The organism is uncultured Chitinibacter sp. (assembly GCF_945957625.1).
Lineage (GTDB): Bacteria > Pseudomonadota > Gammaproteobacteria > Burkholderiales > Chitinibacteraceae > Chitinibacter > Chitinibacter tainanensis.
In genome coordinates this window covers 449,123-466,212 of sequence record NZ_CAMFLP010000001.1, presented here as the reverse complement: position 1 = coordinate 466,212, position 17,090 = coordinate 449,123, and the positions used below count along the sequence as shown (strand labels likewise).

Genomic DNA, 17,090 nt, shown 5'->3' with positions numbered 1-17,090 from the left:
CGGCAAGACGGTAAGACCCGCAAAATGGCCAATGCGCCTGAAATGAGTGTAGTTAGCCTGGCATGACTACGCCGAAGTTGTGGCAGATTTGCTGCACCTGTCACGGTGAGCGCTTAGTCCAGACGCTTACTCCAGATATTTGCGCCCGCCATAGCCCGTCACCCCCAACAATAGGCGCACCAAGGCAAAAGCGCCCCACACCAAGGCGCGCAAGCCGAATCCTGCGCGCTGAATATGTTGCGGCAAAATCGCCTGAGCATCGCGCACCAGATGCCGCTGGATGTCATGCCTAAGGGTTTGTGCAAAGTGCGCATCGTGGATAAACACATTGGCTTCGCGCGCCAGCATCAGGCTAAAAGGGTCGATATTGCTTGAGCCCACCGTGGCCCACTCGCCATCAAAGACCGCCACCTTGGCATGCATAAAACCGGCCTTGTAGTGGTAAATCTCGACCCCCGCAGCTACTAGCGGGCGGTAAAATGCCCAGCTGGCATACTGCAGCAGCGCGTGATCACGCTCATCTTGAAGCAGCAAAATCACCGCCACCCCACGCCGCGCCGCCTGCAACAGCGCCTGGCGAATCCGCCGGCCAGGCAAAAAATAGGCATTGGCAATCACGATTTCCTGCCGCGCGGCTTCGATGCGGTGCAGATAGGCCTGCTCGATGGCATTTCGATTGCGGGTATTGTCACGGGTAACAAACTGAATCGGCGTTGCGCCGACATACTCAACTGGGGTATCTAGCGTCAGGCGATTGGCCCATTTGCGCTTGAGCTGCGCCCACGCACTGTGCTGCCACTCGTGTTGCAAGGCTGCGCGCACATCGTTCACCACCGGGCCTATCAGTTGCACGGCGTAATCGTAGCGCGGCGCCAGATGAGGCTCGTCAAAGTCGCTAATGATGTTAATGCCCCCCACCAGCGCAATGCGGCCATCAAAGCAGGATAATTTGCGATGCATACGCCGCAAACGGGCGCGATTAAGCGCAAAGCGCTCCACCTCCGGGCGGAAAAACAGCAGCTGCACGCCAGCAGTTTTGAGTTCGGCCCGCCAGTGGGCCGGTAAATCCCGCGCGCCAAACCCATCGAGCAAGACCCGCACGAGCACCCCACGCTGTGCGGCGGCGCATAAAGCTTCCAGCACGCTGCGGCCAATTTCGTCGCTGGCAAAGATATAGCTTTCCAGCAGCACTTCGCGCTCGGCGGCGGCAATCTGCCGCAGCAACAGCGGAAAAAACTCACCGCCATTGCGTAATAATTTGACCTGATTATTCTCGCGTAGCGGTGGGCGTTTCATGGCGTTAGCCCCTGCAAAATGGTGTATAGCGGCGCATGATCAGACAGCTGCCGCCACGGCGCACCGGACAATACCTCGGCCCGCTGCACCTGAAAGCCGCGCAGATAAATCCGATCCAGCGTTAGCAAAGGCCAGCGCACCGGAAAACTGCGCGCCGGCGCGCCATGCAGCGCTTCAAAGGCCTCATGTACGCCCAGCTCAGCTGCCAGCATGCTGCTGAGCTCGCCGCGCCAGTCGTTAAAGTCTCCGGCCAGTAGCAAAGGTTCACTCGCGGGTATCGCGCTACGGGCGTAGCTCGCTAGGAGCTGCACTTGCTTGCGCCGGTCGGTGGCGCGCAAATTCAGATGCACACACAGCGCATGCAAAGGGGTATCCCAGTGCGGAATGCTGAGCTGACAATGCAGCACACCGCGCTGCTCAAACCGATGCAAAGTGAGGCTGACATTTTCAGCCGCCGCAATCGGAAAACGCGATAACAGCGCATTGCCATGATGGCCCAAGCGGTAATGGGCGTTGCCGCCATAGGCGCTATGCAGGCTGTCGCCGGCAAGGTATTCGTGCTGGGCATTTTGCCAGGTGGCAAAGCGCTGCGAATGCCGCACATGCTGGCCCTGCACTTCCTGCAAAAACACCAGATCCGGTGCCAGCTGATTGAGTGCATGGCGCACATCATGCAGCACCAGCCGGGCATTGAGCGGCGAAAAGCCTTTATGGATATTGTAACTGGCCACGACGAGCTGACGCGGAGCGCTGGGCGCGGCAGTGGCCAGCATCTTAGGCGCCTACCCGGCTTGGTAATTCACGCAGCGCTTCGGCATTGGAAGGCGAAAACACCATCTCGGCCGCTTGTTCCCAGCCCACCCAGCGAAAACGTCGATGCTCGCCCGGCGCCATGGCCACGTCACAGATGGCGGGCAGCTCAACACTGAATACATGCTCGGTATTGTGCGTTACGCCCGGGGCGTAACGGTGGCGCCAAACTTCGAAAATCTCGAAATCATGCTGTTGTTGCCAATCCACAATCTGGCTTGGGTCAACACGAATACCGGTTTCTTCCCACAATTCGCGACAGGCCGTATCGCGCAAGGCTTCGTCGCCTTCGCGACTACCGGTGACCGATTGCCAGGCATCGGGAAAATCATTGCGTTCGAGCAAGAGCACCTGCAAGTCGGGCGTATGGATGATCAACAGGATGGATACCGGCTGTTTATAAGGCATGGGGCTTTTATTCGGCAGATCAGGAGCTGGCATTATACAATCGCTACTTAATCCCTCTAGCCTTTCTTGCCTATGTTTGACGTTGCCGCCTTCAAGCAGCAATTCCCCCTGTTGGGCCACTACCCGGAATTGATCTACCTCGATAACGCCGCCACCACGCAAAAGCCCCGCTGTGTGCTCGATGCCGAGCGTGCGTATTACGAAACCAGCAATGCCAATGTGCATCGCGGCGCGCATCGTTTGGCGGTGGCCGCCACCGAGGCTTATGAAGATGCGCGCGACACTGTGGCGCGATTTATAAATGCCGCCAGCAGCGACGAAATCATTTTCACCCGTGGCGCCACCGAGGCGCTGAATTTACTCGCCAATACCGTCGGCATGTTGCTCTCGCCCGGCGATGAAATCATTGTCAGCACCTTGGAGCATCATGCCAATCTGGTGCCCTGGCAAATGCTGGCCGAGCGCCGTCAGCTGAGCATCTTGCCACTGGGCATCACCGCCAGCGGCGAGATTGATCTCACAGCGCTGGCCACATTACTGGCTCGCCCACGCGCCCGCCTATTGGCAATCAGCCATGCCTCCAACGCGATTGGCAGTGTTCAGGATATTCAAGCCATCTGTGACATGTCACACCAGCATAATTGCCTGATCGCGGTCGATGGCGCGCAGGCGGTTGCCCATTTGCCGGTCGATGTGCAGGCTTTGGGCTGCGATATGTATGTTTTTTCTGGGCATAAAGTATATGCCCCCACGGGTATTGGCGTGGCTTATATCCGCGATGAGCTTTTGCAGCGCATACCCCCGTGGCAAGGTGGTGGCGAGATGATTGAGACGGTTGCATTTAGCGGCACCCGCTATGCCGCGCCACCCGGGCATCTGGAAGCCGGTACCCCGCCAATCGCGCAAGCCGTGGGGCTGGCCGCGGCGCTAACGTGGCTGGCCCAGCAAGATCGCGCCGCCTTGCTGGCGCATGAAACCGCACTGCATCAACAGCTGGAAGATGGCTTGCGCGCAATACCCGGGGTGGTGATCCATGGGCAGGCGGCGCATAAACTGAGCCTGTCGGCGCTGACCTTTGGCCACGTTCACCCTTATGACGTCGCACAGTTTTTAGATGCGCAGCAGATTGCGGTGCGGGTCGGCCATCATTGCGCCCAGCCTTTGCAACAGGCCTTGGGCATTAGCAGCAGCCTGCGGATCTCGCTGGCCGCCTACAACACCGCCGACGATGTGGCTCGCTGCTTGGCGGTGTTGGCCGAAACTTTAGACATGCTTAATTAAGGCGCCATGATGATCCCTACCGAGCTATTGGCCCACCCATTTGGCCAAACCATCACCCTGACGCAGCTGGCCGCGACCCTCGATGCGGCCGCCAGCTGGGAAGCGAAAAACCGCCTCTTGGTGCAACTATCGCGCCAACTCCCCGATTGGCCGGCGGAATATAAAACCGCCGACTGCAAGGTGAGCGGCTGCGAAAGTCAGGTTTGGCTACGCCAAGACCGCAGCGCCGACGGTCACTGGCAAATCGCCGCCGATAGTGATTCACGCATCGTCAAAGGCCTGCTGGCACTGGTGCTCACGGCCTATCACCACCAGCCCACCAATGCCGTACAAACCTTTGATTTTGAAGGCTGGCTGCAAGCACGGGGCATGCAGCGCTTTCTGACGGCCAGCCGTGGCAATGGGCTGCGCGCGATTGTGCAAACCATCGAAAAGCAACGCCAGTAAGTTTTTTCCAGTATGGGCATTTAATTTCGGCCAGCGGGCTGCTAAATTGAAGACAATCTGTTGGAAGGCACACCCATGCTACGTGAATTGCCGAATGTTGAATCTGAGCAACTGCTGCGCAATCTGGTGATTCCGCCGCGGCCCGCCATTCTGGATGCCCTGCAAGCGGCCCAGCAGAGTAGCGACCCAGATTTTGTCGAGATCGGCCGCCTGATCAACCACGATCTCACCCTCTCACTGGCCATGCTCAAGGCCGTGAATTCTCCGTTTTACCAGCTCAGCCAGAAAATCACCTCAGTCGATCAAGCCTTGCAGTTGTTAGGTTTGCGCAATATCTGCACCATTTTGGAAGGCCTAGTTCTCAAACAAACTCTCGATCCCAAGCAAAGCGAACGCATGGCCCTGTTTTGGGATCAGGCCACGCAAACTGCGATGATCGCCAGCCAGCTGGCCAGCCGGGTGCATGGCATTCAGGCCGAAGAGGCCTACACCTTTGGCTTGTTTCGTGGTTGCGGCAAAGCCGTGATGGCGGCGCGCTATTCAAATTATGTGCGCACCCTACAGCGCGGCGAGCGTATGAGCCGGGCCGTGTTTATTGCGCACGAAGATAAAATTTACCAAACCAATCACAATGTGGTCGGCTATCTGCTCAGCCGCGCCTGGTATCTGCCTGAAGATATGCAACTGGCGATTTTGAATCATCATGATTTCGAAGTCTTTGCGCATCGCCATAGCCCGCAGTGGCATCACATCTGTACCCTGATCGCGCTGACCGGTTTGGCCGAACATATTCTCAAAATGAATATCGAGCAGTTCGAGCATGTCGAGTGGCGCACCATCGAGCCTGTGCTGCTCGATCACCTTGCGCTTAAGCTGGAAGAATACGAAGATATCGTAGACGAAGTCTCTATCCTATTACATACCCACGTATAGCCTGCAAAGGCTCATCCCGCTTAAGCTACATCCTGATACCCCAGCACCCGCCCTTCGCCGGCTATTTCGCAGTACAATAGCGCGCCATGACCGACACGACTTCCTGCTTTCACTGCGGCGAGCCTTGCCCCAGCCCAAGCCCTTTCCAGATTCGCTATCGCGAGCAACAACATCCTGCTTGCTGCGCCGGATGTCAGGCTGTGGCCGAAACCATTATCAGCAGTGGGCTAGAAAGTTACTACAGCCAGCGCACCGAAGCCGCCAGCCGCAACGAGCCCTTGCCTGCCGAAATCCGCGCGCAACTGCGCTTATATGATGATGATCAGCTGCAGCAGGATTTCGTTGAACAGCTAGGTAGCGATGAGCGCGAAGCCGCATTAATTTTGGAAGGCATCAGCTGCGCCGCCTGTATTTGGCTGAACGAACAGCACTTAGCCCGCTTGCCCGGTGTGCTATCGGTGTCGATCAACTACAGCACGCACCGTGCGCGGGTACGATGGAACAACGCCCAAGTTCAGCTCTCGACCATTCTTGAGCACATCGCAGCGATTGGCTATCACGCCCACCCCTACAACCATCAGCGAGCCGATCAGCAGTGGCAACAAGAGCGCAAAAGCGCGCTGCTACGTCTGTGGGTGGCCGGCCTGTCGATGATGCAGGTGATGATGTTTGTGGTGCCGATCTACACCTCCGCCGCGGGTGAGATTGACGCCCAGTGGCTACATTTATTGCATTGGGGCAGTCTGCTGCTGACTTTGCCGGTGGTGCTGTATTCTTGCTGGCCGTTTTATCAGAACAGCTGGCGCGAATTGCGCCATGGCCGTGCGGGCATGGATTTGCCAGTCAGCATTGGCGTGCTGGTGGCCTTTTTTGCCAGCCTGTATGCGCTGATCACCGGCCACGGCGATATTTACTTCGACTCGGTGTCGATGTTTGTGTTTTTGCTGCTGGGCGGGCGTTATCTGGAATTTAAAGCCCGCCGCAAAGCCGGCGCAGCGGCGGAAATGCTCGTCAAACTCGTGCCTGCTTTCGCGCATCGGCTTACTGCCACAGGTCAGCTTGAAGAAGTGGCGGTGTACCAATTGCAAGCGGGTGAGCAGATTGTGGTGAAAGCTGGGGAAACGATCCCGGTGGATGGCGTGGTGCTTCACGGCGAGAGCGAATGCAATGAAGCCATGCTCAGCGGCGAAAGCCGACCCGTGGCTAAAACAGCTAGCGCCAACGTCATTGCCGGCAGCCAAAACCTACATTCGGCCCTCACGGTGGTCGTCAGCCAAGTAGGTAGCCAAACGCGCCTAGGGCATATGGTGCGCCTGCTCGATCAAGCCACCCAGCAAAAACCCCGCCTAGCCCAGCTAGCCGACCGGATTGCCGGGTATTTTATTGTGATATTGCTGCTGATCGCGGCTGCCTGTTATCTGTATTGGCATATTCACGACCCGCAACATGCGCTGCCCTATACCGTCGCGGTGCTGGTGATTTCCTGCCCCTGCGCATTATCGCTCGCCACGCCGGCCGCGCTCACCGCCGCCACCGGGCACCTGGCCCAGCTGGGTTTATTGACCACCCGCGGCAATAGCCTTGAACAGCTCGCCAGTATCACCGAAATTGTGTTCGACAAAACGGGCACGCTCACCCATGGCACACCGCGGCTAATCCACGCCCAAGTGCGCTACGGCAGCGAGACCGCAGCGCTGGCAATTGCTGCTGCACTGGAAAGCCATTCCGAGCATCCGATTGCCAGCGCATTTGCCTTGCCCGCGCAAGGGCCAGCCTTGCCAGTGCATGAATTTCACAACCATCCGGGCGGCGGCTTAAGTGGGCAGGTGCAAGGCCAGCATTACTGGATCGGCTCGCCCCGCTTTATCGCCGCACAAACTGGCCTGTCGACCGCAGATTTAGGCGACTCAGCCGCGACGCAGATTGTCCTGGCCACCTCCAATACCATCATGGCGGTGTTTGAGCTGGCCGACCAACTGCGCGACACTTCCGCCCAGACGATCAAGGCACTGCAAACTGCAGGGTACCGCGTGCATTTATTATCTGGAGATGCACCTGCCATCGTGCAGCAGGTGGCGCAGCAACTGGGTATTGCGCAGCAGCAAGGCGGCGCGCAGCCGGCCGATAAACTGCGCTACATCCAAGCATTACAAGCTGAGGATCGCCGTGTCTTGATGCTGGGCGATGGCGTGAATGATGCTCCAGTGTTAGCACTGGCCAATGTATCAGTCGCCATGGGTGCCGGCGTCGACATTGCCCAAGCAGCCGGGGATATGGTGCTGTTAAATAATGAGCTCGCCATTTTGCCACCCGCACTGCAATTGGCACGCAAAACCCGGCAGATCATTCGCCAAAATCTAGCCTGGGCTCTGCTTTACAATTTAGCTGCACTGCCTTTAGCGGTGGCCGGCTACGTGACGCCATGGCTAGCCAGTCTTGGCATGGCGCTGAGCTCACTCTTGGTGGTGAGCAATGCACTGCGCCTGGTGCGGCCAAACTCTGCGAAAAAAATCGAGTAAATTCAAATGGAAAGCTTGTATTTGCTAATTCCACTCTCGCTATTAATTGCACTCGGAATAGGCGTGATTTTCTGGTGGTTTATTAAAAGCGGTCAATCTGATGATCTGGAAGGGCCTGGTTGGCGCATCGTGCAGGACGATGATCATATCCACCCGAGCGCGCCGCAAAGCCAAGCTGGCGGCGAAAAAAACCCTGACTGACCTGAAACAACAAGGTAAAATAAACACTGATTGTCGATGGGTGCGCTTGATGTAAATCAAGTGGCGTGGCGCAGGCGCTGCGTATAGTCCAGTAGGCACTTTTTGTACCTCATCTGGGAGCGCTCTCTTCCAGGTGGAATAAACCTTATCAACGTTTACCCAAACAGAGATGAGGTTTAGCTTTTAATTTTCAAGCCTTTATTTTAATTTTAATTCCAAGCAGTTGGAGATCAATCGGAGCGCTGTAATGGAAAACCAAGCCACATACAATTACACAGTGGTGCGGCAATTTGCCATCATGACGGTCGTCTGGGGCATTGTCGGCATGCTGGTCGGGGTGATTTGTGCGGCCCAGATGTTCTGGCCGGAACTGAACATCGGACCTTATCTACACTTCGGTCGCCTGCGTCCACTTCACACCAATGCAGTGATTTTTGCATTCGGTGGTTGTGCACTGTTCGCAACCTCATACTATGTCGTACAGCGCACCTGTAATGTCCGACTGATCAGCGATAAGCTGGCTGCCTTCACCTTCTGGGGTTGGCAACTGGTAATCGTGCTGGCCGCCATCACTTTGCCACTGGGCTATACCAGCGGAAAAGAATACGCCGAGCTGGAATGGCCGATCGACATTCTGATCACTGTGGTTTGGGTCGCTTATGCCATCGTGTTCTTTGGCACGATCGCCATCCGTAAGATCAAGCACATCTACGTTGCTAACTGGTTCTATGGTGCCTTCATCTTGGCCGTAGCCTTGCTGCACCTGGTAAATAGTGCCGCGATGCCAGTAACCGCCATGAAGTCATACTCAGCTTACTCTGGCGCCGTTGATGCCATGGTGCAATGGTGGTATGGCCATAACGCCGTAGGCTTCTTCCTGACTGCCGCCTTCCTCGGCATGATGTATTACTTCGTACCAAAACAAGCGGGCCGTCCGGTATATTCATACCGCTTGTCTGTTGTGCACTTCTGGGCGCTGATCTTCACTTATATGTGGGCTGGCCCGCACCACCTGCACTACACCGCACTGCCTGATTGGACTCAATCTCTGGGTATGGTGTTCTCGCTGATTCTGCTAGCACCAAGCTGGGGCGGCATGATCAACGGCATCATGACGCTGTCTGGCGCATGGCACAAACTGCGCACCGACCCGATCCTGAAATTCATGGTGACTGCGCTGTCGTTCTACGGCATGTCTACCTTTGAAGGCCCGATGATGGCCATCAAATCGGTGAATGCACTGAGCCACTACACCGACTGGACTGTAGGTCACGTTCACTCTGGCGCTTTGGGCTGGGTTGCGATGATTTCGATTGGTTCGATCTACTATCTGATCCCACGTCTGTTTGGGCGTGAGCAAATGTGGTCAGTAAAACTGATCGAGACCCACTTCTGGATGGCGACTTTGGGCGTTGTACTGTACATCGCTTCAATGTGGATTTCAGGTGTGACTCAAGGCCTGATGTGGCGCGCCATCAATAGCGACGGCACACTGACTTACGCCTTCATCGATGCGGTTAAAGCGTCTTACCCATACTACTTCATCCGTTTCCTGGGTGGCCTGCTGTACCTGTCTGGCATGATCTTGATGCTGTACAACGTACTGCGCACCGTGTTTGAAGGCAAAGCGGTTGACGCAAAAATTCCAGCCGTGTCTGCACACGCCTGATTGGGTAAGGGACAATAACGATGAATAAAATCCAAAAACTGATCGAGGAAAACGTAGCTGCCTTGATCATCCTGACCTTCATCACCATTAGTATCGCGATGTTGGTCGAGATCTTGCCGCTGATGTTCAGTAAATCAGTAACCCAGCCGATTGCCGGTGTTAAACCTTATAGCGCACTGCGCCTTGAAGGTCGTGACATCTACATCCGTGAAGGTTGCTACAACTGTCACTCACAAATGATCCGCCCTTTCCGCTCTGAAACTGAGCGTTACGGCCATTATTCGGTTGCGGGTGAATCTGTCTACGACCATCCATTCCAATGGGGTTCAAAACGCACAGGCCCTGATCTGGCCCGCGTGGGCGGTCGTTACTCAGATGAATGGCATCGCGTGCACTTGATGAACCCACGTGATGTCGTACCTGAATCGAATATGCCTGCCTTCCCATGGCTCGCGGCCAATACCATTGATTCGACTGTTACGCCGAAGAAAATGGAAGCGCTGCGCAAGCTGGGCGTACCTTATACCGATGCTGACATCGCCAATGCCAGCAAAGAGGTTGAAGGTAAAACCGAAATGGAAGCGGTAATCGCCTATCTGCAAGGCCTGGGTCTTGCACTGAAAAATAAAAGGTAAGCACGATGGATCTGCAGAACGACGTGCGCATTCTCGTGACCGTGCTGGGGTTTATTCTGTTTGTTGCTATTTGCCTCTGGGCTTACAGCAAAAATAGCAAGCAGCACTTTGATAATGCCGCTCAACAACCGTTCCTCGACGATGATCTGCCATCGTCGGGCAAGCAGTCCTCATCGGCTAACGGAGAATAAAGAATGACAGACTTTACAAGCGGATTCTGGGGCTATTTCATTGCAACCGTAGCCATTCTAGGGGTGGTTTTCTGTGCCTACCTCCTGCTGACCCAAATGAAGGTGAAGCTTCAGAAAGGTGAAAAAGCCCAAGTAACCGGCCACAAATGGGATGGCGATCTGGAAGAGTACAACAACCCCCTGCCTGGCTGGTGGGTCGGTATGTTCGTGCTGACGCTGGTCTTTGCCGTGGGCTACTTCTGGCTCTACCCAGGCCTGGTGGTGATGGGTAACGCCAAAGGCTGGTCGCAAGAAGGCCAGCACAAGGAAGAAGTTGCCAAAGCGGATGCCAAGTACCAAGCGCTGTACGACAAGTACGCCAAGCTGGACATCCCTGCGGTGGCGCAGGACAAAGAAGCCAATGCCATGGGTAAACGCCTGTTTATGACATACTGCGTGCAGTGTCATGGTGCAGACGCTCGCGGCGCTAAAGGCTTCCCAAACCTGACTGACGGCGATTGGTTGTATGGCGGCAAACCAGAGAATATTCTGGAAACGCTGAACAAAGGTCGTCATGGCCAGATGCCCGCGTTTGGTGCGGCTTTTGGTGAAGAGAAAGTGCGCGATGCCGCGAACTACGTCCTGAAAATCTCTGGCAGCCCGGCTTTCAACGATGTGCGTGCTGAGCGCGGCGCAGAAACTTTCAAACAAGTGTGCGCGGCTTGTCATGGCGCCGATGGTAAAGGCAACCAGAGCATCGGTGCACCTAACCTGACCGACAAAACTTGGCTATACGGTGGCTCAGAAGCCACGATTGTTGAGACCATCACCAACGGTCGCGACAATGTGATGCCAGCGTGGAAAGAATTCCTAGGTGACGGCAAAGTACATTTGCTGGCAGCCTATGTTTACAGCCTGCGCGATAGCAATAAGTAATTAAACTGCAGCAATACCAGAACGGGCAGGCATCACCTGCCCGTTTTTTCTCACCGGCGAATTGCCATACTCGTCACCCACTGGCGGGATCAAGGCAGGGAGCGTTCACATGAGCCAAAAGCTAAAAGATATTCCAGTCAATGTCGTTAACGTGAAGGACGACGGCGAAGTTGAAGAAGTCATGTTGTATGCCGCGCATAAAAAAATCTACCCGCGCTGGATCAATGGCTTCTGGAATAAATGGCGGATTTTCTTCGTTATCGCCACACAGTTATTCTTCTACTGTGTACCTTGGCTACAAATCAATGAACGGCAAGCGCTGTTATTCGACTTAGTTCAACGCAAATTCTACATCTTCGGCTTTGTGTTTCTGCCGCAAGATTTTATCTACCTCACCGCCCTACTACTGCTATCGGCGTTCGGCCTCTTCGCCTGGACCACGATCGGCGGCCGACTCTGGTGTGGTTATGCCTGTCCGCAAACGGTATACACCGAAATTTTCCTCTGGATTGAAAAGTGGGTTGAGGGTGATCGCGCGCAGCGCATTAAACTCGATAATGCCCCGCTCAGCGCCCGCAAAATCCGCCTCAAAGCCAGCAAACATGGCCTGTGGCTGCTGCTGGCGGCGTGGACAGGCTTCACTTTCGTCGGTTACTTCACGCCTATTCGCGAGCTATGGACTGAATTCAGCACGCTGAGCATGAGCAGTACCGAGCTATTCTGGGTGGGGCTGTATGGCTTTGCCACCTACGGCAATGCCGGCTGGATGCGAGAACAAGTGTGCAAATACATGTGCCCGTATGCACGCTTTCAAAGCGCCATGTTTGATGCCGACACGCTGATTATCAGCTACGACCAAGAACGCGGCGAACAGCGCGGCACACGAAAAAAAGGCTCAGACTACAAAGCGCAAGGCCTGGGCGACTGTATCGATTGCTCGATCTGCGTGCAGGTTTGCCCCGTTGGGATTGATATTCGCGACGGTTTGCAATACGAGTGCATTGGCTGTGCGGCCTGTATTGATGCCTGTGATGAAGTAATGGATAAAATGAATTATCCGCGTGGCTTGATTCGCTACACCACCGAAAACGCACTAGAGCACAAATACCCAGAAAATGAGATCATCTCGCGCCTGAAACGGCCTCGGGTGATCGTTTATGCGGTGATTTTGAGTGTGATTATGGGCATTACCGTCTACTCACTGGCAACGCGGCAACCAATCAAAGTCAATATCGAGCGTGATCGTGTGGCTTTGGTGCGCGAGGTGGAAGACGGCTGGCTGGAAAATACCTATCGGGTGCAGATTCAAAATGCCAGCGAAAAAGCCCATACCTACCAGATCAGCGCTAGCGGGCTGGAGGGCATTAAAGTGCTTGCCGAGCAGCACAATCGCTATACATTGGAACCAACCGGCACCACTGAAGTCTCTGTACGAATACAAGTTGCACCACAGCACGCTAAAGCGGGCAGCCATCCAATTCAACTGATTATTCAGTCGATCGATGAGCCCGCGATTAAAACCACGGAAAAGGCCACCTTCATCGGACGAGATTAATGCAAGAAGACGTAAAACCTTGGTACAACTACGGCCATGTCTGGCTACTGATTCTGTTTCCAGTCTTGGCTATTCTGGGTGGCATATTGATGATTTATCTCGTCAATACCAATCAAGATAGCCTGGTCAGTGACAGCTATTACAAAGAAGGCCAGCAAATCAACCAAAAGCTCGCGCTTGACCAACAAGCCGGACAACTGGGGCTGGGCGCGCAGGTCTTGCTCAGTGACAATCTACAGCAAGTACGGGTAATCATGAATCAAGCGGTGGCCGGTGATCTGGTGTTACAAGTCAGCCACCCGACCCGCACCGGGCTAGATCAGCAGATCAGGCTCAAGCCCCAAGGCGGCAATCTATTTGCTGGCAGTCTCCCGCGGGCCTTACTGGCCGAGCGCTGGGTGTTTGAACTATCTGATCAGCAAAAACACTGGCGACTTGAAAAACAGTGGCAGGTATTGCCCGGTGAGCCTTTAGAATTAAAGGCCAGCAAGTAATACCCCCTTAGGTCAAACCCAAAGCCCCGTTCATACGGGGCTTTTTTATGATTAAGCAATCGGGGCGAGACATCAATTTGAAACACCAACTTCATGCCAAACACATAAACCTTTCATCTTTGACCCTTACATTGCTCGGCTGGCATTTCGCCATCACAAGAATGAGAAACAGGGATGAAACACACAACACCACACTGCAAAACGCTAGTGGCAGCGATTGCATTGGCTTTGGCAGGCCCGAGCTTAGCTGCCAGTTCAGTAGTCATTAGCCAGATTTATGGCGGCGGTGGCAATAATGGCGCCACTTATCGTAATGATTTTATCGAGCTTCTGAACACCAGCAACCAGCCGGTTGAATTAAACAACTGGTCAGTACAATACGCCTCGGCAACAGGTGGTAGCTGGCAGGTCACCCCACTTAGCGGCACGCTCGCGGCGGGGCAATATTTGCTAATCTCGCAAGCAACTGGCCAGGGGGGCAGCCAAGCACTACCGACACCAGACTTTAGCGGCAATATCGCGATGAGTGCTAACGCCGGGAAAGTAGCCTTGGTACGCAATCAAACCGCACTCACCTGTGGCAGCAACTGTACTGGCGCGGCTGAGGTTGCTGATTTTGTTGGCTTTGGTAGCGCGAACGCCAGTGAAGATAAACCGGCACCCGCTCCTTCCAATAGCCAATCAATTAGCCGCAAACTCAATGGCTGCCAAGATAGCCAAAGTAATAGCTCCGATTTTGCCGTGGGTAGCGTCAATCCGCGCAACAGCGCCAGTCAATCGGTCACTTGCAGCAACAATCCAACTGACCCCAGCAAACCCACCGATCCTAGCGAGCCAAGCCAGCCACCTTCGGCAATCCGGATTCACGACATCCAAGGGCAGCGACATCTTTCGAGCTTGAATGGGCAAAGCGTTAGCCGCATTCCTGGGGTAGTCACCCAAGTGACGGCAGGTGGTTTCTTCATGCAAGACACTCTGCCAGATAATAATCCGCTCACATCAGAAGGCATTTATGTCTTCACCAAAACGGCTCCCACGGTCGCGATTGGCGATGCCGTTGAAGTGAGCGGCAAAGTTAAAGAATACCGCCCGGGTGGTGTAGACAGTGCCCAACTCACTGTCACCGAGCTAGAAAGCAGCATGGCGCAGATTAAGATCACGGCCCAAAAACAAGTACTGCCAGCGCCGATCGAGATCACGGGTAAAATCCCCGCGCGCTACTGGCAAGGTGCGGCCGGCGATGTAGAAACTAGCCAGCAACTCGATCTTAAAAACGCGCTCGATTTCCTCGAGTCACTCGAAGGCATGCGAGTTAGCGTCACCGGCGCCCAAGTCGTTGGCCCAACTCAAAGCTACGCTGCCCACGATACGGCGATCGTGGCGAACTATCGCCAGCAAACCACACTACCCAATCAACGAGGCGGCATTACCATCACGGAAGATGAGCGAAACTCTGGCCGTCTGATTCTGGTGAGTGGCAACGCGGTGGTGCCTGCAGCCAATGTTGGCGATAGCTTCCAGTATGCAGTCGGTGTGCTGGACTATAACTTTGCGAATTTCCGCCTCATTGCCAGCGATCTGGCCCCGCTAAACCGTGGCAACTTGCAAGCCGAAATCACACGTACAGCCGCTGCCGATGAGCTGACACTGGCTTCATTCAATGTTGAAAACCTCGACCCGAAAGACGATCTGGCCAAAATCACTCGCCTAGCGAGCCAGATTGTCACCAATCTACGCAGCCCGGATGTGGTGGGGCTGATGGAAGTGCAAGATGGTAACGGCGCCACCGATACTGAATTGGTAAGTGCCGCCGCCACCATGGAGGTGTTGCTGAATGCTATTCGCCAAGCTGGTGGACCAAATTACAGCTATCGGCAAATTGATCCCGCCCGCAATCAGGATGGCGGCGAGCCAGGCGGCAATATCCGCCAAGTGCTGATGTTTAATCCAGCGCGAGTCAGTTTCATCGACCGCCCGGGTGCGGCTGCCAATACCGCGGTTAACAGCGTGGCTTGTGCAGAGATTGCCTGCCTGACCCACAGCCCGGGCCGCATCCAGCCGGCCAGCATCGCCTTTAATAGCAGCCGCAAGCCCTTGGTGGGCGAGTTTATGTTCAATGGGCACAAACTGTTTGTGATCGCCAATCACTTCAACTCAAAAGGGGGTGATCAGCCGGTAGCGGGCCGCTTCCAGCCACCAACCTTGAGCAGCGAGGTGCAGCGCAATCAGCAAGCGCAAATCGTGGCCGATTTTGTTCGTAACCTAAAAACCCTAAATCCAAATGCCAAGGTCGCCGTCATGGGTGATTTGAACGACTATCAGTTCTCAGCGCCGCTGGCCAAACTTAAGGCGGCCGGCATGGTGGATTTGGTAGAGCAATTGCCGGAGAGCGAACGCTATAGCTATGTGTTTGAAGGTAATAGCCAAGTGCTCGATCATATCCTGCTGTCTGAAAATCTCGCGCGGTTCGCTGAATATGATGTCGTGCATACCAACGCCGAATTTGCCGATCAAGTGAGTGACCACGACCCTGAAGTAGCTCGCATTCGACTTCCGCAAAGCATCCAAGACGTCACGGCACAATTTAGCCTCAGCAAATCTGGCCTCGTGCTCGATCTGAAAACCAAACAATACCGCAGCCAAGTGATCACCCGGGCGGTGACGACTGCGGCTGGTAATTATCGCTTGGTGGTTAAAGGTTTACCAGCCGGGGTATCTCTCGCAAATGCAACAGCAACAAGCGCTAGCGGCCCATACATCAGCTTTACTGCTGGAAATACCGTGCAACTACAGTTCAGCAACCCAAGCAAACAAGCTTTTAGCTATGAGCTAGCCGTTGAACAAGCGGCATTTAATTACTAATTCAGAGAGAAAGATTATGCGTTTAACTATTCACCATTTCGCCAGTGCCATGGCGCTCTTTTTGGCCGCTCAGGCAGCCCAAGCCCAACTTTTTTCGGTAAATATCGATACCCAAGCCTTGCAAGGCATGGATGGCGTCTTATCGTTTCAACTCGGTGGCGATGCCAATCGCCCCGGCGTTTTAGCCACCATCAGCCGCTTTACCGGTGCTCAGCTGGGTGATGTGCTGGATCAAAGTCAGCAGCAAGGCCAGCTTGGCCAGCAATTGCAACTTAATAGCCAAGGTGCTCAAGCCTTAGCTAGCTGGACCCAATCCATCATCTATGGTCATCAATTGCACTTTGTGCTCGACTTCGCCGGCGACTGGCTGAATCAGCCAAGCACAGACGGCATGAGCTTTAGCTTGCAGCTACTCGATAAAGACTTCAATCTACTCAAAACCAATCAGGCCGGCTTAGCCTCGCTGCAGTTCAATGCCTTGCCCGGCCAGCTACAGCAAGACCACGCCACGGGTGTACAAGTTGCACCAGTGCCCGAGCCAGAAAGCTATGCCTTGCTGGGACTGGGGCTCGCCGCACTATATGCCCGCAGCCGTCGTCGCCAACGCTAAACCCGATGCTTTAATAAAAAAACCGCCCCACGGGGCGGTTTTTTGTTGCCGGATTGCAAACCATTCAGGCACGTACATCCACATTCTGTCCCAGATGAGCGGGGTTCACCGTGGCTGGCGCCGGTAATGCCGCCAGCAGGCTGAGTGTGGTATTGGCTTGCAGATCCATGGCTTTTTTAAGCACCATTAACGGTGCCACATCACTAGGCGCCGCATTACTAGCGGCATTAACCAAGCCTGCGTCCATAGGACCTCCCGTACATT

The 17,090-nt window shown here is 54.8% G+C and carries 17 protein-coding genes; 13 read left to right on the top strand and 4 right to left on the bottom strand.

Going from position 1 to position 17,090, the window contains the following annotated elements; translation table 11 throughout:
* Window positions 1-126: 126 nt before the first annotated feature.
* From clsB to nudB, 3 genes are read right to left on the bottom strand one after another with little or no spacing between them, the layout of a single operon-like run.
* On the bottom strand, window positions 127-1,296 hold the full coding sequence (gene clsB, locus QV747_RS02145; RefSeq protein ID WP_273428762.1) for a cardiolipin synthase ClsB: 1,170 nt from the start codon (window positions 1,294-1,296) through the stop codon (window positions 127-129).
* Window positions 1,293-2,069, bottom strand: a complete 777-nt coding sequence (locus QV747_RS02140) for an endonuclease/exonuclease/phosphatase family protein (RefSeq protein ID WP_273428760.1) — start codon at window positions 2,067-2,069, stop codon at window positions 1,293-1,295. Before QV747_RS02140 ends, clsB begins: the two co-directional genes overlap by 4 nt.
* A gap of 1 nt (window position 2,070) precedes the next feature.
* A complete protein-coding gene (nudB, locus tag QV747_RS02135; protein ID WP_273428758.1) occupies window positions 2,071-2,547 on the bottom strand; it encodes a dihydroneopterin triphosphate diphosphatase in 477 nt (158 codons plus the stop codon).
* A 39-nt stretch (window positions 2,548-2,586) separates the two neighbouring features.
* On the opposite strand from nudB, the gene QV747_RS02130 reads away from it, so the two are divergent.
* From QV747_RS02130 to QV747_RS02070, 13 genes are all read left to right on the top strand, one after another.
* Window positions 2,587-3,795 (top strand): aminotransferase class V-fold PLP-dependent enzyme, encoded by a 1,209-nt coding sequence (locus tag QV747_RS02130; protein ID WP_273428756.1) that lies wholly within the window; start codon window positions 2,587-2,589, stop codon window positions 3,793-3,795.
* Between the two features lie 6 nt (window positions 3,796-3,801).
* Window positions 3,802-4,242: a SufE family protein gene (locus QV747_RS02125; protein WP_273428754.1), complete on the top strand. Its 441-nt coding sequence runs from the start codon at window positions 3,802-3,804 to the stop codon at window positions 4,240-4,242.
* Window positions 4,243-4,317: 75 nt separating this feature from the next.
* Window positions 4,318-5,175, top strand: coding sequence for an HDOD domain-containing protein (locus QV747_RS02120; protein ID WP_273428752.1), 858 nt, complete (start codon window positions 4,318-4,320; stop codon window positions 5,173-5,175).
* Between the two features lie 86 nt (window positions 5,176-5,261).
* The gene (locus tag QV747_RS02115; protein WP_273428749.1) at window positions 5,262-7,694 is read left to right on the top strand and encodes a heavy metal translocating P-type ATPase; all 2,433 of its coding nucleotides are present in this window, start codon (window positions 5,262-5,264) and stop codon (window positions 7,692-7,694) included.
* 6 nt (window positions 7,695-7,700) lie between these two features.
* Window positions 7,701-7,895: a cbb3-type cytochrome oxidase assembly protein CcoS gene (gene ccoS, locus QV747_RS02110; protein ID WP_273428747.1), complete on the top strand. Its 195-nt coding sequence runs from the start codon at window positions 7,701-7,703 to the stop codon at window positions 7,893-7,895.
* Between the two features lie 247 nt (window positions 7,896-8,142).
* A complete protein-coding gene (gene ccoN, locus QV747_RS02105) occupies window positions 8,143-9,564 on the top strand; it encodes a cytochrome-c oxidase, cbb3-type subunit I (RefSeq protein ID WP_028448975.1) in 1,422 nt (473 codons plus the stop codon).
* A 20-nt stretch (window positions 9,565-9,584) separates the two neighbouring features.
* Window positions 9,585-10,199 (top strand): cytochrome-c oxidase, cbb3-type subunit II, encoded by a 615-nt coding sequence (ccoO, locus tag QV747_RS02100; RefSeq protein WP_028448974.1) that lies wholly within the window; start codon window positions 9,585-9,587, stop codon window positions 10,197-10,199.
* A 5-nt stretch (window positions 10,200-10,204) separates the two neighbouring features.
* Window positions 10,205-10,390, top strand: coding sequence for a CcoQ/FixQ family Cbb3-type cytochrome c oxidase assembly chaperone (locus QV747_RS02095; RefSeq protein ID WP_028448973.1), 186 nt, complete (start codon window positions 10,205-10,207; stop codon window positions 10,388-10,390).
* 3 nt (window positions 10,391-10,393) lie between these two features.
* The gene (ccoP, locus tag QV747_RS02090; protein ID WP_273428743.1) at window positions 10,394-11,305 is read left to right on the top strand and encodes a cytochrome-c oxidase, cbb3-type subunit III; all 912 of its coding nucleotides are present in this window, start codon (window positions 10,394-10,396) and stop codon (window positions 11,303-11,305) included.
* A gap of 109 nt (window positions 11,306-11,414) precedes the next feature.
* Window positions 11,415-12,860, top strand: a complete 1,446-nt coding sequence (gene ccoG, locus QV747_RS02085; protein WP_273428741.1) for a cytochrome c oxidase accessory protein CcoG — start codon at window positions 11,415-11,417, stop codon at window positions 12,858-12,860.
* Entirely contained in the window at window positions 12,860-13,354 is a 495-nt protein-coding gene (locus QV747_RS02080) for a FixH family protein (RefSeq protein ID WP_273428738.1), read from the top strand. The genes ccoG and QV747_RS02080 overlap by 1 nt, the downstream gene beginning before the upstream one ends.
* Before the next feature lie 174 nt (window positions 13,355-13,528).
* Window positions 13,529-16,216 carry a lamin tail domain-containing protein gene (locus tag QV747_RS02075; RefSeq protein ID WP_273428736.1) on the top strand — a complete coding sequence of 896 codons (2,688 nt, stop codon included), beginning with the start codon at window positions 13,529-13,531 and terminating at the stop codon, window positions 16,214-16,216.
* Window positions 16,217-16,232: 16 nt separating this feature from the next.
* Window positions 16,233-16,826, top strand: a complete 594-nt coding sequence (locus tag QV747_RS02070; RefSeq protein WP_273428735.1) for an NF038129 family PEP-CTERM protein — start codon at window positions 16,233-16,235, stop codon at window positions 16,824-16,826.
* A gap of 64 nt (window positions 16,827-16,890) precedes the next feature.
* Here the strand turns inward: QV747_RS02070 and QV747_RS02065 are convergent, their stop codons facing one another.
* Window positions 16,891-17,073 (bottom strand): YjfB family protein, encoded by a 183-nt coding sequence (locus tag QV747_RS02065; protein WP_028448968.1) that lies wholly within the window; start codon window positions 17,071-17,073, stop codon window positions 16,891-16,893.
* Window positions 17,074-17,090: the final 17 nt, after the last annotated feature.

Bases quoted from the DNA above. Each gene is read 5' to 3' on its own strand.
- QV747_RS02115 (WP_273428749.1), top strand. From the start codon at position 5,262: ATGACCGACACGACTTCCTGCTTTCACTGCGGCGAGCCTTGCCCCAGC.
- QV747_RS02070 (WP_273428735.1), top strand. From the start codon at position 16,233: ATGCGTTTAACTATTCACCATTTCGCCAGTGCCATGGCGCTCTTTTTG.
- QV747_RS02120 (WP_273428752.1), top strand. From the start codon at position 4,318: ATGCTACGTGAATTGCCGAATGTTGAATCTGAGCAACTGCTGCGCAAT.
- ccoP (WP_273428743.1), top strand. From the start codon at position 10,394: ATGACAGACTTTACAAGCGGATTCTGGGGCTATTTCATTGCAACCGTA.
- ccoN (WP_028448975.1), top strand. From the start codon at position 8,143: ATGGAAAACCAAGCCACATACAATTACACAGTGGTGCGGCAATTTGCC.
- QV747_RS02095 (WP_028448973.1), top strand. From the start codon at position 10,205: ATGGATCTGCAGAACGACGTGCGCATTCTCGTGACCGTGCTGGGGTTT.
- QV747_RS02125 (WP_273428754.1), top strand. From the start codon at position 3,802: ATGATGATCCCTACCGAGCTATTGGCCCACCCATTTGGCCAAACCATC.
- ccoO (WP_028448974.1), top strand. From the start codon at position 9,585: ATGAATAAAATCCAAAAACTGATCGAGGAAAACGTAGCTGCCTTGATC.
- QV747_RS02075 (WP_273428736.1), top strand. From the start codon at position 13,529: ATGAAACACACAACACCACACTGCAAAACGCTAGTGGCAGCGATTGCA.
- QV747_RS02065 (WP_028448968.1), bottom strand. From the start codon at position 17,073: ATGGACGCAGGCTTGGTTAATGCCGCTAGTAATGCGGCGCCTAGTGAT.
- clsB (WP_273428762.1), bottom strand. From the start codon at position 1,296: ATGAAACGCCCACCGCTACGCGAGAATAATCAGGTCAAATTATTACGC.
- QV747_RS02140 (WP_273428760.1), bottom strand. From the start codon at position 2,069: ATGCTGGCCACTGCCGCGCCCAGCGCTCCGCGTCAGCTCGTCGTGGCC.
- ccoS (WP_273428747.1), top strand. From the start codon at position 7,701: ATGGAAAGCTTGTATTTGCTAATTCCACTCTCGCTATTAATTGCACTC.
- QV747_RS02080 (WP_273428738.1), top strand. From the start codon at position 12,860: ATGCAAGAAGACGTAAAACCTTGGTACAACTACGGCCATGTCTGGCTA.
- QV747_RS02130 (WP_273428756.1), top strand. From the start codon at position 2,587: ATGTTTGACGTTGCCGCCTTCAAGCAGCAATTCCCCCTGTTGGGCCAC.
- nudB (WP_273428758.1), bottom strand. From the start codon at position 2,547: ATGCCAGCTCCTGATCTGCCGAATAAAAGCCCCATGCCTTATAAACAG.
- ccoG (WP_273428741.1), top strand. From the start codon at position 11,415: ATGAGCCAAAAGCTAAAAGATATTCCAGTCAATGTCGTTAACGTGAAG.